The sequence below is a fragment of the Pseudonocardia sp. ICBG1293 genome, assembly GCF_020131355.1.
In the GTDB taxonomy this organism is placed as follows: domain Bacteria; phylum Actinomycetota; class Actinomycetes; order Mycobacteriales; family Pseudonocardiaceae; genus Pseudonocardia.
The window spans coordinates 143075-157687 of sequence record NZ_JAHLEL010000014.1 but is presented as its reverse complement, the minus strand read 5'-3'; the positions used below and the strand labels follow the sequence as shown (position 1 = coordinate 157687).

The window sequence follows — 14613 nt, the reverse complement described above, 5'->3', positions numbered from 1 at the left end:
AGGCCGACCAGGACCGATGTGCGCACCCATCCGTGACCTCTAGGGTCACGGCGCGTGGAGCTGTCCCATCTGCGGTACTTCCTCGCCGTCGCCGACGAGCTGAACCTGACGCGGGCGGCGGCCCGGCTACACCTGGCCGCGTCGCCGCTGTCGCGCCGGGTCCGCGACCTGGAGCGGGAGCTCGGGACCCCGCTGTTCACCCGGTCCGCGCGCGGGATGGCGCTGACCGCGGCGGGGCGGGCGCTGCTGCCGCGGGCCCGCGACATCGTCGCCCGGGTCGAGGCGCTGCCCGGGGCGCTCGCCGCCGCGGACGGGCACCCGCTCGTCGTGGTGGGGATGGCGCCGGACGTGACCGCCGCGGTCCGCGACGGGTTCCTGGAACGGCTGCGGGCCGCCCGCCCGGAGCTGGCGGTGCGGGTCCGGCCCGGGACCAGCGCGGAGCTGGCCCGCGCGGTCGCCCGCCGCGACCTGGACCTCGCGTTCGTGCACGGCGGCGGCGGCGAGCCCGGGCTCACCGCGCGGCGGGTGGACACCCGGCCCGCCGCCGTCGCCGTGGGGTACGGGCGGGGCTTCGACGACCGCACCGAGGTCCGGCTCGAGGAGCTGGCGGAGCTGCCCTACGTGTCGATCCGCTACGACGCCGCCCCCGCGGTCTACCGGGCCACCGGGGAGCTGCTGGCCCGGCACGGCGTGCACCGGCGGATCGAGCTCGACACCCACAACCCCGGCGACCTGACCCACGTCGTCGCGGCCGGGGAGGCGTTCACGCTGGTCGGGCTGGGGTCCGGCGCCACGCACAAGGCGTTCGTCGGGGAGCCGGTGCACGTCCTGCCGGTGGTCGGGGCGCAGGTGCGGCTCGGCACCGACGCGGTGTGGCGCACCGACCGGGCCACCGACCCCGGCGACGTCGTCGGGCTGCTCGCGGCCGCGGCCGGGACGCCGGCGGGGCCCGTGGCGTGACGCCACGGGCCCCTGCGGTGCGGTCGGTCAGACGTGGGCCGGGGCCCGGTCGCGGGTCCCGAACCCGGCCTCGATCTCATCGAGGGTCCGGTGCGCGGTCTCCCGGGCCGACCAGGCCGACGCCGCCGCGACCAGGCAGATCACGGCGCCGAAGACGGCGACCGGCAGCCAGCCGGTGACGCTGTTCGCGGCCAGCCCGGCGGCGATGGTCGGGGCGAAACCGCCGAACGCGAAGCCGATCTGGGTGCCGACGGCCATGCCGGTCAGGCGGACCTTGGCCGGGAACATCTCCCCGTAGAACGAGGGCCAGACACCGTTGGCCGCGCTGTAGACCACCCCGGAGAGCAGGATGCCCGCGCCGAACACGAACAGGTACTCGCCGGTGGACACCGCCCACAGGTAGACGGCGAGCAGGACCGCGCTGCCCAGCGCGCCCGCGACGAACACCGGCCGGCGGCCGACCCGGTCGGAGAGCGTGGCGAACAGCGGGATGGCGGCCAGGGCCACGACGTTGGCGCTGACGACGACCCACAGCATCGTCGAGCGCTCCAGACCGACGGTGTTCACCGCGAACGACAGCGCGAAGACCGTCATCAGGGTGCTCACCGAGGCGACGGTCGCGGCGAGGCTGACGCGCAGCAGGTTCGGCCAGTGGTCACGGAACAGCGCGGCGATCGGGAGCTGCTCCGCGGCCCGCGGGGCCCCCTCGGCATCGGCCACCTCCGTCGCGAAGACCGGGGTCTCGTGCAGGGTGCGCCGGATCAGCACGCCGGCCACCATGACCAGTACGCTCGCCCAGAACGGCACCCGCCAGCCCCAGGACAGCAGCGCCTCCTCCGGGAGCAGCGCGATCGGCAGGAACACCGCGGTCGCGATGATCTGCCCGCCCTGCGTACCGGACAGGGTGAAGCTGGTGAAGAACGCCCGCCGGTGCTGGGGCGAGTGCTCCAGCGTCATCGAGTTGGCGCCGGCCTGCTCACCGCCCGCGGACAGACCCTGCAGCAGCCGGCAGGTCACCAGCAGCACCGGCGCGAGCACGCCCACCTGGCCGTAGGTCGGCAGGAAGCCGATCGCCAGCGTCGCGACGCCCATCATCATCAGCGTCGAGACCAGGACCTTCTTGCGGCCGAAGCGGTCGCCGATGTGTCCGAACAGCACCGCGCCGAGCGGGCGGGCGACGTAGCCGAAGCCGAAGGTCGCCAGCGACAGCAGCGTGCCGGCCACCGGGCTCGAGTCGGGGAAGAACACCTTGTTGAACACCAGCGCCGCGGCGGTGCCGTAGATGAAGAAGTCGTAGTACTCCAGGGCGCTGCCGACCCACGCGGCCAGGGCGGCCCGTTTCGGCTGCGCCTCCGGCGCGCTCGGCGCGGCGGCGGACGGTTGCTGGCTCACGGTGGCTCCCGGCGTGTGCGACGTTGCAGGCACTTGATGACGCGGTCGACGGCCCGGGCGGCGAGCCGCTCGCTTATGTACCGTCTGGTTACGTCCCGAATAGTGAGTTCAGCGGCGACACGTGTCAAGGGCCGGACGGACGCCGGTGTCGTCAGTCCTGTCCGACACGAGCGGTCAGGTACTCCACCACCAGGTCACCGACCATGCGGCGGTAGTGCCCGCGCCGCTGCGGGTCCAGCAGGTCGCGGCCGAAGATGGCCGAGACGGTGTGCCGGTTGGCCACCCGGAACACACAGAACGAGCTTATCAGCACGTGGACGTCGAAGGCGTCGACGTCGTCGCGGAACAGGCCGGTCTCCCGGCCGCGGGCGAGGATCGGCTCCAGGACGCCGACCGCGGGCCCGGCCAGCCCCTCGCGCAGCGGGGAGGACCGCAGGTGCTCGGCGTGGTGGATGTTCTCGATCGCGACCAGCCGGATGAAGTCCGGATGCGCCTCGTGGTGGTCGAAGGTGAGCTCCGCGACCGCACGCACCGCCCGCGCCGGGTTGAGGTCCGACACCGACAGCTGCTGTTCCAGCGCCCGGATCCCGGTGTAGGCGCGTTCGAGAACGGCCAGGTAGAGACCCTGTTTCGAGCCGAAGTAGTAGTAGAGCATCCGTTTGGTGGTCCGGGTGCGCGCGGCGATCTCGTCGACCCGCGCCCCGGCGAGTCCCCGGTCGGCGAACTCCGCGGTCGCCTCGTCCAGGATCTCGGTACGGGTGCGCTCGGCGTCGCGCTGCCGGACGCCGTCCTCCGGTGCCGCTGCCACTGCGGTCCCCCTCCGCCGCTCCGCGCCGCCGGGAGCCCGACCGCGTCCCCAGACTGTACGGATCGCCGACCGTTCCCCCTGGCCGATGCATCCGCCGTCGGTACAACTCACCGTACGGTACATAGATCCGAGGAGGGATCCGTGCGGAGCAGCAGCGAGACCCGGCGCGACACCGACGCCACCGGAACCGGCACACGGGTGCGGACGGGGTTGATCGGCGCCGGGATCGGTCCGTCGCTGTCGCCCGCCCTGCACGAGCGCGAGGGCGCCACGCACGGCCTGGACCTGACCTACGAGCGCTTCGACCTCGACGTCCTGGGGGTCTCGCCGGAGGGCGTCGGCGACCTGCTCCGCCGGGCCCGCGCGCAGGGCCACGCGGGGCTCAACGTCACCCACCCCTGCAAGCAGCGGGTGATCGGCCACCTCGACGCCCTGGCCCCGGACGCCGCCGCGATCGGCGCGGTCAACACCGTCGTCATCGGTGCGGACGGGTCGCTGACCGGGCACAACACCGACTGGACCGGGTTCCGCGACGGCTGGCGGGCCGGACTGCCCGGTGCCGCGACCGGCCGGGTCGTGCTGCTGGGAGCCGGGGGCGCCGGCGCCGCGGCCGCGTACGCCATGGCCCGCGAGGGCGTCGGCGTCCTGCAGGTCGTCGACGTCGACGGTGACCGCGCCGCCGCCCTCGCCGCGTCGGTGACCCCGCACCTCACCCCGGGCGCGCAGGCCACCGGGCACCCGCTGCCGGAGCTGGCCGCGCTGCTCCCCGGCGCCGACGGCCTCGTGCACGCCACCCCGGTCGGGATGGCCGAGCACCCCGGGCTCCCGTTCGACCCCGCCCTGCTCGCGACCCGCCCGTGGGTCGCCGAGATCGTCTACCGGCCGCTGGACACCCCGCTGCTGGCCGCCGCGCGTGCCGCGGGCTGCCGCACCGTCGACGGCGGCGCGATGGCCGTGCACCAGGCCGCGGAGGCGTTCCGGCTGTTCACCGGTGCCACCCCGGATCCGGCACGGATGCTCGAGCACCTCGCCGAGCTCGTCACCGCCGAGCAGGAGGCCGACCGTGTCGCCTGAGCGCCCCGCGACCGGGGCCGCGCGGCTGTCGGTGGCCACGGTCTGCCTGTCCGGGACCCTGGAGGACAAGCTCGCCGCCGCCGCGACCGCCGGGTTCGACGGCGTCGAGATCTTCGCCCCGGACCTGCTGGCCCACCCCGAGTCCCCGGCCGGGATCGGCGCCCGCTGCCGTGACCTGGGCCTGTCGGTGGACCTGTACCAGCCGCTGCGCGACATCGACTCGACCGACCCGGACCGGTTCGCGGCGAACCTGCGGCGCGCGGAGGCGACCTTCGAGGTGATGGCGGGCCTGGGCGCCGACACCGTGCTGGTGTGCTCCTCGGTGTCCCCCGACGCCGTCGACCCCGGCGCCGACGGTGGGCTGCTCGCCGACCAGCTGCGCACCCTCGCCGGGCGCGCGCACGACCGCGGGCTGCGCATCGCCTACGAGGCACTCGCCTGGGGCAGGCACGTGCACACCTGGGACGCCTCCTGGGACGCGGTGCGCGCCGCCGACCACCCCGCGCTCGGCCTGTGCCTGGACTCCTTCCACATCCTGGCCCGCGGCTCGGACCCCGCCCCGATCGCCGGGGTCCCCGGCGACAAGCTGTTCTTCCTGCAGCTCGCCGACGCCCGCGAGCTGTCGATGGACGTCCTGTCCTGGAGCCGGCACCACCGGCTGTTCCCCGGGCAGGGCGGGTTCGACCTGCCCGGTCTGCTCGCCCCCGTGCTGGCCGCCGGGTACACCGGCCCCCTGTCGCTGGAGGTCTTCAACGACGTCTTCCGCCAGGCCGACCCGGTCCGCACCGCCGTCGACGCCCGTCGCTCCCTGATCGCGCTCGCCGAGGCCACGGCCCTGGCCGGCGCCGGGACCGATCCCGTCGCCACCCCGGCCCCGGCCCTGGGCGGGACGGCGTTCGTCGAGCTCACCGCGGGCCCGGAGCTGGGCCGCGTGCTGCGTGCCCTGGGATTCAGCCGGACCGGGGTACACCGCACCAAGCAGGTCGAACGGTTCGAGTCCGGCGGTGCGCGGCTGCTGGTGAACGCCGCGGGCTCCGGGTCGGGTGCGGTCGCCGCGATCGCCGTCGAGTCCGCCGACCCCGACGCCGCCGCCCGCCGCGCCGCGCGGCTGTGTGCGGCCCCCGACCCCCGGGTCACCGGTCCCGGGGAGGCCGAGCTCGCCGAGATCGCCGCTCCCGACGGCACCTCGGTGTTCCTGTGCCGCACCACCACCGGTGACGCGGGCGCGTGGCCGCACGACTTCGTCGCCGTCGACGAGCCCCGCGCCGCCGGGGCCGGGGTCACCGGCATCGACCACATCGGACTGACCCAGCCCTACGACGCGTTCGACGAGGCGGTGCTGTTCCACCGCGCGGTACTCGGCCTCGACCCGGGCGGCGACGGTGAGTTCGCCGCCCCGTTCGGGCTCGTCCGCAGCCGGGCGCTGGCCGACCCCGACCGCCGGGTCCGGCTCGCCCTGACCGTGTCGGTGCTGCGCCGGGGCGGGTGGAGCCCGGCCGTCGCCGACCCCCAGTACGTCGCCCTGGCCTGCGAGGACGTGCTCGTCACCGCGGCCGCCGCCCGGGCGGCGGGGGTACCGCTGCTGCCGGTGCCCGCGAACTACCACGACGACCTCGCCGCCCGCCTCGACCTGCCCGCGACGACGGTCGCGGCCTACCGGGAGCTCGGGGTGCTGCACGACCGGGACGCCCACGGGGACTACCTGCAGGTGTGCACCGAGCTGCTCGGCGGGCATCTGTTCCTCGCCCTGGTCCAGCGCACCGGCGACCACGACGGGCACGGCTGGGCCGACGCGCCGGTACGGATGGCGGCCCACCGCCGGTCCCGGCTCGCCCGGGCCTGACCCGCGCCGCTACCGTCCCCGCGTCCGTCGTGGAAGGGGGCGCGGGTGCGTCGCTGGGGTTGGCTGGTCGTCCTGCTCGTCGGGGTGGTGCTGTTCGAGGCGGTCCGCCGGGTCCTGCTCGTCACCCAGAACCCCAACCTGGTCCCGTCGCTGATCCTGCTGGGCGCGGCGGTCGCCCCGGCCGCGTTCGTGACCTTCGTCCTCGGACGGCGGCTGGACTACTCGATCGGCGCCGGCCCGATCGCGCTCGTCGCGTTCCTCGGCGGGGTCGTGGGTGTCGTCGCGGCGGGCCTGCTGGAGTTCGACGCCCTGCGGTCGCTGGGCGCACTGCCGATGCTCGGGGTCGCCCTGATCGAGGAGTCGGCCAAGCTGGTCGCCCCGCTGGTGGTGCTGCTGGTGACCGCGCGCCGTGGCCGTGCGGCGGACGGTCTGCTGGTCGGAGTGGCCTCCGGCGCGGGCTTCGCGGCGCTGGAGACGATGGGCTACGGGTTCGTCGTGCTGGTCCGCTCGAACGGCGACCTGGGCGCCGTCGACGACGTGCTGCTGCTGCGCGGGGTGCTGAGCCCCGCCGCGCACATGGCCTGGACCGGGCTCACCGCGGCGGCGCTGTGGTACCTGGCACGCCGGCGCACGGGGCGGGCGCTGCTGGTCCTCGTGGTGGCGGTGGCCCTGCACACCACCTGGGACAGCGTCGGCGGGTTCGTCGCCTACGGCGTGCTGGCGGTGGTCAGCCTCGGTCTGCTCACCGGGTTCGCGCACCGGCTCCCGCACCGCGCCCCGGACGCGGTCGTGCCCGCCTGACCCGCCTCAGGTCGCCTGCTCGGCCGCGGGCGGTGCGGCCAGGCGCGCCGAATAGATCGAGTACCCGTCGAGCCACCGGGCCACCGCGGTCGCCACCAGCGTCGCGGCGACCAGCGGGACGGCGATCGCGAACCCGGTACCGGTCAGCTCCAGCACCAGCACCAGCCCGGCCAGCGGTGCCTGCATCCCGGCCCCGATCATCGCCGCCGCCCCGACCAGCGCGAACGTCCCCACCGGCGTGCCCGGCCACAGCACCGACCAGGCACCGCCCAGTGCCGCCCCGAGCACGGCGCCGGTGCACAGCGTGGGGGTGAACAGCCCGCCGGACGCGCCGCTGCCCAGGCACATCGCCGTCACCAGTGGCTTCAGCACCGCCAGGGCCGCGAACAGCAGGAGCGGACCACCACCGACGAAGGCCTGCTCGGCCAGGTCCGCGCCGTTGCCGTAGAGCTGCGGGAACACCAGGCCCGCCACGCCGAGCAGCCCGAACGCGAGGACCGGGGCGGCGATCCGCCACCACGTCCGGCGCGGCCCGTGGTGCGACACGAACCCGATGAGCCGGACCCAGCCGGTCGCCAGCGCCCCGATCAGCACGCCGGCGGGCACCGCCCACACCAGCAGCGACGGGGTCGTCGCCGGGACCGGCAGGCCCGGGTACACCGGGCCGGCGGGCAGGTACGCCCAGGCGACGACGGTGGCGATCGCGGTGCAGGCCAGCGCGGGCAGCACCACCGGCAGCCGTACCGTGCCGACCAGCACCTCGGCGGTGAACAGCGCGCCGCCCAGGGGCACGTCGTAGACGCACGCCAGCCCGGCCCCGGCCCCACAGGCGACCAGCAGGCGGCGCTGCTCGACCGACATCGCGCCCCAGCCGGCCAGGACCGCGCCCCACACCCCGCCCATCAGCTTGGGTGCGGCCTCCCGGCCGAGCGAGGCACCCAGCCCGACGACGACCTCCGACAGCACCGCGGTGCCCGAGCTGCGCCGCACCCCGAGCCGGGCGTCGCCGGTCCAGATCGCGTCGTCGACGTCGGTGCGGCCGGGCACGAACCGCCGCAGCAGGTACCCGCCGACTCCGGCGACGAGCCCGGCCACCAGCAGCGGCCAGACCCGGCCCCACGCGTCGGCCCGCTCGACCGCCGCCTGGAACCCAGCACCGGCGCCCGGCCCCCACGCCCACTCCGATACCAGGTCCAGCAGCGCCATCAGCGCCGCGCCGGACACCCCGGCGGCGATCCCGGTCAGGACCAGCAGCACCCAGAACCGGACGGTCAGCGGCGACGCGCCGTCGCCGGTGACGTTCGGCTGATCGGTGGCGGCCCGCTTCGACCCGACCCGCGTCCGGAGGACGGGGGCGGGGACCCGGAGACGTTCGCTCGGTCGGCGTGACACCCCTGCATGGTCCCCGCCCTGTCCGGACAGGATCCCGGCGGGCCGGTGGGCCCTACGCGAAGGCCTCCGGCGGGGGGCAGGAGCAGACCAGGTTCCGGTCGCCGTGGGCACCGTCGATCCGGCGCACCGGCGGCCACACCTTGCGGTCGTGCACGCCCGGGGTCACCCCGGTCGGGTAGGCCGCCAGCTCCCGCGGGTAGGGGTGGTCCCACTTGTCGTCGGCCAGGCAGGCCGCGGTGTGCGGTGCGTTCCGCAGCGGGTTGTCCTCGGCGGGCCACTCCCCCGCCGCGACCCGGTCGATCTCGCCACGGATCGACACCATCGCGGCCACGAACCGCTCGATCTCGGCCAGGTCCTCGGACTCGGTCGGCTCGACCATGAGCGTCCCGGCGACCGGGAAGGACATGGTCGGGGCGTGGATGCCGTGGTCGATCAGCCGCTTGGCCACGTCGTCCACGGTCACCCCGGTCTCCTTGGTGAGGGTCCGCAGGTCGAGGATGCACTCGTGGGCGACCGTGCCGCCGGCGCCCGCGTAGAGCACCGGGAAGTGCTCGCGCAGCCGGGTGGCGACGTAGTTGGCGGCCGCGACCGCGGTGAGCGTGGCGCGGCGCATCCCGTCCAGGCCCATCATCCGCACGTAGGCCCAGGAGATCGGCAGGACCCCCGGCGAGCCGTACCGGGCGGCCGAGACCGCACCGACCCCGCCGTCGGACACCGGTGTGCGTCCGGGCAGGAACGGCGCCAGGTGCTCGGCCACCGCGACCGGCCCGACCCCGGGGCCACCGCCACCGTGCGGGATGCAGAAGGTCTTGTGCAGGTTGAGGTGGCTGACATCGCCACCGAAGGCGCCGGGGCGGGCGACCCCGACCAGCGCGTTGAGGTTGGCGCCGTCGACGTAGACCTGGCCGCCCGCGTCGTGCACGGCGGCACACACGTCCCGTACGCCGGCCTCGTAGACACCGTGCGTCGACGGGTAGGTGATCATCAGCGCGGCCAGCCGGTCCCCGTGCTCGGTGATCTTCGCGTGCAGGTCGTCGAGGTCGACGTCCCCGCCCGGTGCGGTCCCGACGACGACCACCCGCATCCCGGCCATGATCGCCGAGGCGGCGTTGGTGCCGTGCGCCGAGGCCGGGATCAGGCACACGTCACGGTCGGTCGCGCCCCGGCTGCGGTGGTAGGCGGCGATCGCGAGCAGCCCGGCGAGCTCGCCCTGGCTGCCCGCGTTGGGCTGCAGGGACACCGCGGCGTAGCCGGTGAGGTCGGCCAGCCACGTCTCCAGCTGGCCGATCAGCTCCCGGGTCCCGGCGGTGTCGGACTCCGGCGCCAGCGGGTGCAGGTCGGCGAACTGCGGCCAGGTCACCGCCTCCATCTCGGCGGCGGCGTTGAGCTTCATCGTGCACGAGCCCAGCGGGATCATCGTGCGGTCCAGCGCGAGGTCGGCGTCGGCCAGGCGGCGCAGCCAGCGCATCAGCGCGGTCTCGGACCGGAACTCGTGGAACGTCGGGTGCGTGAGGTACTCGCTGGTGCGCACCAGCTCGGCGGGCAGCGCGTCGGCGGTGTCCGCGTCGAGCGCGTCCACGTCCACCCCGGTCACGCCGAACGCGGCCCACACGGCGTGCAGGTGCGCGGTGGTGGTGATCTCCGAGGTGGCGACGCCGACCTCGTCCCGGCCGGCGCCGCGCAGCGCGATCCCGGCCTCGTGCGCGGCGGCGACCACGGCGTCGGCACGGCCGGGGACCCGGGCCAGTACGGAGTCGAAGAACGTGTCGTGCACGACCTCCACCCCGCCGGAGCGCAGACCGGCGGCGAGCACCGCGGCCATCCGGTGGGTACGGGTCGCGATGTCGCGCAGCCCCTCCGGGCCGTGGTGGACGCCGTAGCAGGCGGCCATGACCGCGAGCAGCACCTGCGCGGTGCAGATGTTGGAGGTGGCCTTCTCCCGGCGGATGTGCTGCTCGCGGGTCTGCAGGGCCAGCCGCAGGGCGTAGTGGCCGTCGGCGTCGCGGGAAACCCCGACCAGGCGCCCCGGTAGCTGCCGGGCGTGGCGCTGCCCGACGGACAGGTAGCCGGCGTGCGGCCCGCCGAAGCCGAGCGGCACCCCGAAGCGCTGGGTGGAACCGACCGCGGCGTCCGCGCCGAGCTCCCCGGGCGGGGTGAGCAGGGTCAGCGCGAGCAGGTCCGCCGCGACGGCGACGAGCGCACCGCGGCCGTGCGCGGCCTCGATCACCGCCGCGGGGTCGGCGACCCGGCCCGACGCCCCCGGGTAGGACAGCAGCAGGCCGAAGAACTCGCCCTCGGGCAGCACGCCGTCGGTCAGGTCCGCGACGACCAGCTCGATGCCCAACGGCTCGGCGCGGGTCCGCAGCACCTCGAGGGTCTGGGGCAGGGTGTCGGCGTCGACGACGAAGCGCGCGCTGGTCGACCGGTTCGCCCGGCGCAGCAGCGTCATCGCCTCGGCGGCGGCGGTGGCCTCGTCGAGCAGCGAGGCGCCGGCGACCGGCAGCCCGGTCAGGTCGGACACCATCGTCTGGAAGGTCAGCAGCGCCTCGAGCCTGCCCTGGCTGATCTCCGGCTGGTAGGGCGTGTACGCGGTGTACCAGGCCGGGTTCTCCAGCACGTTCCGGCGGATCACCGACGGCGTGCGGGTGCCGTGGTAGCCGAACCCGATCATCGGGACGGTGACGGTGTTGCGCCCGGCCAGCTCGCGCAGCTCGGCGAGCATCTCCGCCTCGCCCACCGGCGCGGGCAGCGAGGACCCGACCGGCTCGGCGTCGCGGATGGTGTCGGGCAGGGCGCGGGCGGCGAGTGCGTCGAGGGAGTCGACGCCCAGCACCTCCAGCATCTGCGCCAGGTCACCGGGGCGGGGCCCGATGTGGCGCTCGGCGAACGGGAGCCCCCGCTCCAGCTCGGCGAGGGTGGGACGGTGCTCGGACGTCGGGCTCACGGCGCCTCCGGGGTTCGACGGACGGATCGGGGCAGGGCACTGCGCCCCTCCCCCTCTGTCCGTACCCGGAGACCGGGCGCCTGAGAGATTCACCGGAGGCTTCCGGCTTTCCCCGTCGGCGGACGGGTCCCGCGGCTGCGGGCGGCCCGTCGCTTTCCAGAGGCGCCTCGACCGCGCGGTCCGTGTGCCTGAGAGATTCCGGGAAGGGGTTTGCTCCTTCGGCGCCCGGGCTGGTTCCCCGGGGCTCTCCCGCACGGCGTCGACGACTGCCCGGCCAGACTACCTGCGTAGTTCTGCGGCGTCGCGGTCTGCGCCGCCCCGTCACACTCGTGCCATGTCGAACACCAGCGCCCCGCACACCACGCCGGCGACCACCGCCGCGTTCCACACGCAGGCGATGCTGTCCTTCGGAGTGTCGCTCGCCGCCGTCGTGGTGGGGACCGTCTACCTGCCCGTCGACGGGTGGGTGAAGGCGTTCCTGGCGATCGCCGTGCTGTACGCGATCACCTCGGCGTTCACCCTCGCGAAGTGCGTCCGCGACCGCCAGGAGAGCCTGACCGTGGTCAACCGGGTCGACCAGGCCCGGATGGACAAGCTGCTGGCCGAGCACGACCCGTTCCGGTCGGTGGCCTGACCGGCCACGCCGGAGCCGGTCGGGTCAGGAGATCGCGCGCCGGGCCCGGCGGCGGGCCAGCTCGTCCTCGGGGGCCTCGTCCACGGTGCCGCCGTCGGCCCGTTCGGCCGGGAAGTCCTTGATCACTCCGGAGATCTCGCGCATCGCACCCGAGACGGCGATGCCGAACACGCCCTGCCCGCCCTGCAGCAGGTCGACGACCTCCTCCGGGGAGGTGCACTCGTAGACGGTGGTGCCGTCGGAGAACAGGGTGATCCCGGCGAGGTCACGGATGCCGCGCCGACGCAGGTGCTCGACGGCGATCCGGATGTTCTGCAGCGAGACACCGGCGTCGAGCAGGCGCTTGACGATCTTGAGGACCAGGACGTCCTTGAACGAGTACAGCCGCTGGCTGCCCGACCCGGCGGCGCCGCGGATGGACGGGACGACCAGCCCGGTGCGGGCCCAGTAGTCCAGCTGCCGGTAGGTGATGCCGACGACCTGGCACGCGGTGGGCCCGCGGAAGCCGACCAGGCGGTCGGTCACCCCGTCGAGCCCCTCACCGACGAGCGGGTCCGGGAACAGCTCTCCCTGGCCCGGCCCCTCGGGTGGTGGCGTCTGCACCGCGCGGTCTCCCTCGGTCGGGACCGTGGCCCTCCCCTACCATGTGACTCTGGGTAGTGGATGAGTTCCACGGATGTCATCAGTCGTGATGACGGTAGGCCCAGCGGCCGGGGTGGTCAACGCGGCTCGCCGACCCGGGCGTACCGGACACCCGCCCGGGTTGCCGGGCTCTCGGGGTGTACGGCCGCCGAACGGTCGGTGACGTCGGCGAACGGTCGTCGGACGGGGCGGGTCGGCACCGCCGGGTGACGGTGGTGGTCACCCGGACGGAGTCAGCCGGGCTGGGCCCCGCGGAAGTCCTCCGGCGACACCGAGTCGAGGAACTCGCGGAACTTCTCGACCTCGTCCTCCTGCTCGTCGGGGATGACCAGGCCCGCCTCGGCGAGCACGCTCTCGTCGGCGTGCACCGGGACCCCGGTCCGCAGCGCCAGCGCGATCGAGTCACTCGGCCGCGCGGACACCGTGACGCCGCCGTCGAAGATCAGCTCGGCGTAGAAGGTGCCCTCCTGCAGGTCGGTGACCCGCACCTGCTCGAGCCGCCGCCCGAGAGCTCCGATCACGTCCTTGAGCAGGTCGTGGGTCAGCGGGCGTGCCGGCTTGACCCCCTGCTGCTCCAGGGCGATCGCCGTCGCCTCCACCGATCCGATCCAGATCGGGAGGTATCGGTCGCCGTTCGTCTCCCGCAGCAGCAGGATCGGCTGGTTCGCCGGAAGTTCGACCCGAACGCCCACGACGCGCATCTCGCTCATCAGCCCGCCTCCCCGGCCCTGTCGGGCCTGTCGGGCCACCCGGGTGGACACGCCACCCCGGCCGCCCTGATCGCCTTGCTCGCGCTGACCCGTGCGACCGGACCCGGAGGACTCCGAGCCGTTGCCACCGCACTGCCACCGACACCTGATGACGCTACACGGCAGGGAGCCCCGACGCGCGCCTCCGGACGGGGAGTGACGGGGTCCGTTCGACGATCGTCACACGCCCGTCGCCCACGGCGTGTCGGCTCGACACCCACCGGATCGCGACATGCGGACGACCCGCCGCGCCAGGGGGTGCCGGAGCACTCCCCGACCGCGACGGGTCGGTCGTCCGCGGGGTCCGCGCACGGCGCCGGCGGCGCCGTCGCACGGACCCGGGATCAGCCCTGTACGCCGGGCTCGCGGGGCCCGGTCAGGAACACCAGGCGGAACTTGCCGATCTGCACCTCGTCGCCGTTGGCGAGCACCGCGGTGTCCACCGGCTCACGGTTGACGTAGGTGCCGTTGAGGCTGCCGACGTCGACGACGACGAACTCGCCGGCGTCGCGGCGGAACTCCGCGTGCCGCCGGGAGACGGTGACGTCGTCGAGAAAGATGTCGCTGTCGGGGTGCCGGCCGGCACTGGTGGTCGGCACGTCCAGCAGGAAGCGCGAGCCGGCGTTCGGACCGCGCCGGACGACGAGCAGCGCCGACCCGGCGGGCAGCCCGTCGACACCCGAGACGGCGGGCTCGGCGGCCGGCTGCTCGACGTCGGCGAGGAAGTCCGCCCGGAAGACCGACGTGGTCTCCGGTGCGCGCTCCGGTGGCACGTCGCGCGGGTCGTTCGTGGTCACCTCGGGGACTCCTCCTCGCGGATGCGGTACCCGGACGGCGTCCGGGCGGTCAGGGCTGTGCCGGGCCGGGGTTCCGGTCCGTCCCGGACGGCACGTCCAGGGGATGTGAACCTACCGGTCGGAGCGACCGGGGCGATACGGAGGTCGGCGTGCCGTGCCGCGTGGTGCGGCGGGCGGGCCGGCTCAGGCGCCGTCGGCCAGCTGGCGGTAGGCGTCGGCGTCGAGGAGACCGTCGAGCGAGGCCCCCTCGGCCAGACGGATCTCCACGATCCACCCGTCGCCGTAGGGCGCGGAGTTCACCAGCTCCGGGCCGGCGTCGAGCCCGTCGTTCACGGCCACGACCTCCCCGCCGACCGGGGCGTAGATGTCCGACACGGACTTGGTCGACTCGACCTCGCCCATGGCGTCGCCCGCGGCGAGGGTGTCACCGACGGCCGGCAGCTGCACGAAGACGACGTCGCCGAGCTGGGACTGGGCGTGGTCGGTGATGCCGACCCGGACCACCCCGTCCCCGCTGCGGCGCACCCACTCGTGGGCCTCGGTGTAGGACAGGTCCGACGGAATCTCCGAGCTCACG

13 protein-coding genes and 1 riboswitch are annotated in these 14613 nt (G+C 74.7%); of the genes, 5 read left to right on the top strand and 8 right to left on the bottom strand.

Annotation, left to right across the window (positions count from 1 at the left end):
- Positions 1–54 precede the first annotated feature (54 nt).
- Entirely contained in the window at positions 55–960 is a 906-nt protein-coding gene (locus KPF47_RS09030; protein WP_224388050.1) for a LysR family transcriptional regulator, read from the top strand.
- Positions 961–987: 27 nt separating this feature from the next.
- Here KPF47_RS09030 and KPF47_RS09025 read toward each other — a convergent pair whose 3' ends face one another.
- Positions 988–2352: an MFS transporter gene (locus KPF47_RS09025; protein ID WP_224388049.1), complete on the bottom strand. Its 1365-nt coding sequence runs from the start codon at positions 2350–2352 to the stop codon at positions 988–990.
- A gap of 151 nt (positions 2353–2503) precedes the next feature.
- Entirely contained in the window at positions 2504–3160 is a 657-nt protein-coding gene (locus KPF47_RS09020) for a TetR/AcrR family transcriptional regulator (protein WP_224388048.1), read from the bottom strand.
- Positions 3161–3301: 141 nt separating this feature from the next.
- On the opposite strand from KPF47_RS09020, the gene KPF47_RS09015 reads away from it, so the two are divergent.
- The 3 genes from KPF47_RS09015 to KPF47_RS09005 are packed head-to-tail and all read left to right on the top strand — an operon-like array spanning position 3302 to position 6878.
- Positions 3302–4234 carry a shikimate dehydrogenase gene (locus tag KPF47_RS09015; protein WP_308015361.1) on the top strand — a complete coding sequence of 311 codons (933 nt, stop codon included), beginning with the start codon at positions 3302–3304 and terminating at the stop codon, positions 4232–4234.
- Positions 4224–6077: a sugar phosphate isomerase/epimerase and 4-hydroxyphenylpyruvate domain-containing protein gene (locus tag KPF47_RS09010; RefSeq protein ID WP_224388047.1), complete on the top strand. Its 1854-nt coding sequence runs from the start codon at positions 4224–4226 to the stop codon at positions 6075–6077. Before KPF47_RS09015 ends, KPF47_RS09010 begins: the two co-directional genes overlap by 11 nt.
- Positions 6078–6122: 45 nt before the next feature.
- Positions 6123–6878 carry a PrsW family glutamic-type intramembrane protease gene (locus KPF47_RS09005; RefSeq protein ID WP_224388046.1) on the top strand — a complete coding sequence of 252 codons (756 nt, stop codon included), beginning with the start codon at positions 6123–6125 and terminating at the stop codon, positions 6876–6878.
- Between the two features lie 6 nt (positions 6879–6884).
- On the opposite strand, the gene KPF47_RS09000 is transcribed toward KPF47_RS09005, so the two are convergent.
- Together KPF47_RS09000 and gcvP are read right to left on the bottom strand one after the other, a co-directional pair.
- A complete protein-coding gene (locus KPF47_RS09000; RefSeq protein WP_224388045.1) occupies positions 6885–8270 on the bottom strand; it encodes a chloride channel protein in 1386 nt (461 codons plus the stop codon).
- 52 nt (positions 8271–8322) lie between these two features.
- On the bottom strand, positions 8323–11214 hold the full coding sequence (gene gcvP, locus KPF47_RS08995) for an aminomethyl-transferring glycine dehydrogenase (RefSeq protein ID WP_224388044.1): 2892 nt from the start codon (positions 11212–11214) through the stop codon (positions 8323–8325).
- 166 nt (positions 11215–11380) lie between these two features.
- Positions 11381–11476: riboswitch (glycine riboswitch) on the bottom strand.
- A gap of 72 nt (positions 11477–11548) precedes the next feature.
- On the opposite strand from gcvP, the gene KPF47_RS08990 reads away from it, so the two are divergent.
- Positions 11549–11848, top strand: coding sequence for a YiaA/YiaB family inner membrane protein (locus tag KPF47_RS08990; RefSeq protein WP_224388043.1), 300 nt, complete (start codon positions 11549–11551; stop codon positions 11846–11848).
- 24 nt (positions 11849–11872) lie between these two features.
- Here KPF47_RS08990 and KPF47_RS08985 read toward each other — a convergent pair whose 3' ends face one another.
- The 4 genes from KPF47_RS08985 to gcvH all read right to left on the bottom strand — a co-directional run bounded on the left by KPF47_RS08985 (position 11873) and on the right by gcvH (position 14612).
- Positions 11873–12451, bottom strand: coding sequence for a MerR family transcriptional regulator (locus tag KPF47_RS08985; protein WP_208623102.1), 579 nt, complete (start codon positions 12449–12451; stop codon positions 11873–11875).
- A 272-nt stretch (positions 12452–12723) separates the two neighbouring features.
- Positions 12724–13200, bottom strand: coding sequence for a bifunctional nuclease family protein (locus KPF47_RS08980; protein ID WP_010224693.1), 477 nt, complete (start codon positions 13198–13200; stop codon positions 12724–12726).
- Between the two features lie 383 nt (positions 13201–13583).
- On the bottom strand, positions 13584–14036 hold the full coding sequence (gene garA, locus KPF47_RS08975; protein WP_224388042.1) for a glycogen accumulation regulator GarA: 453 nt from the start codon (positions 14034–14036) through the stop codon (positions 13584–13586).
- Positions 14037–14219: 183 nt separating this feature from the next.
- Entirely contained in the window at positions 14220–14612 is a 393-nt protein-coding gene (gcvH, locus tag KPF47_RS08970; RefSeq protein WP_224388041.1) for a glycine cleavage system protein GcvH, read from the bottom strand.
- Position 14613 lies beyond the last annotated feature (1 nt).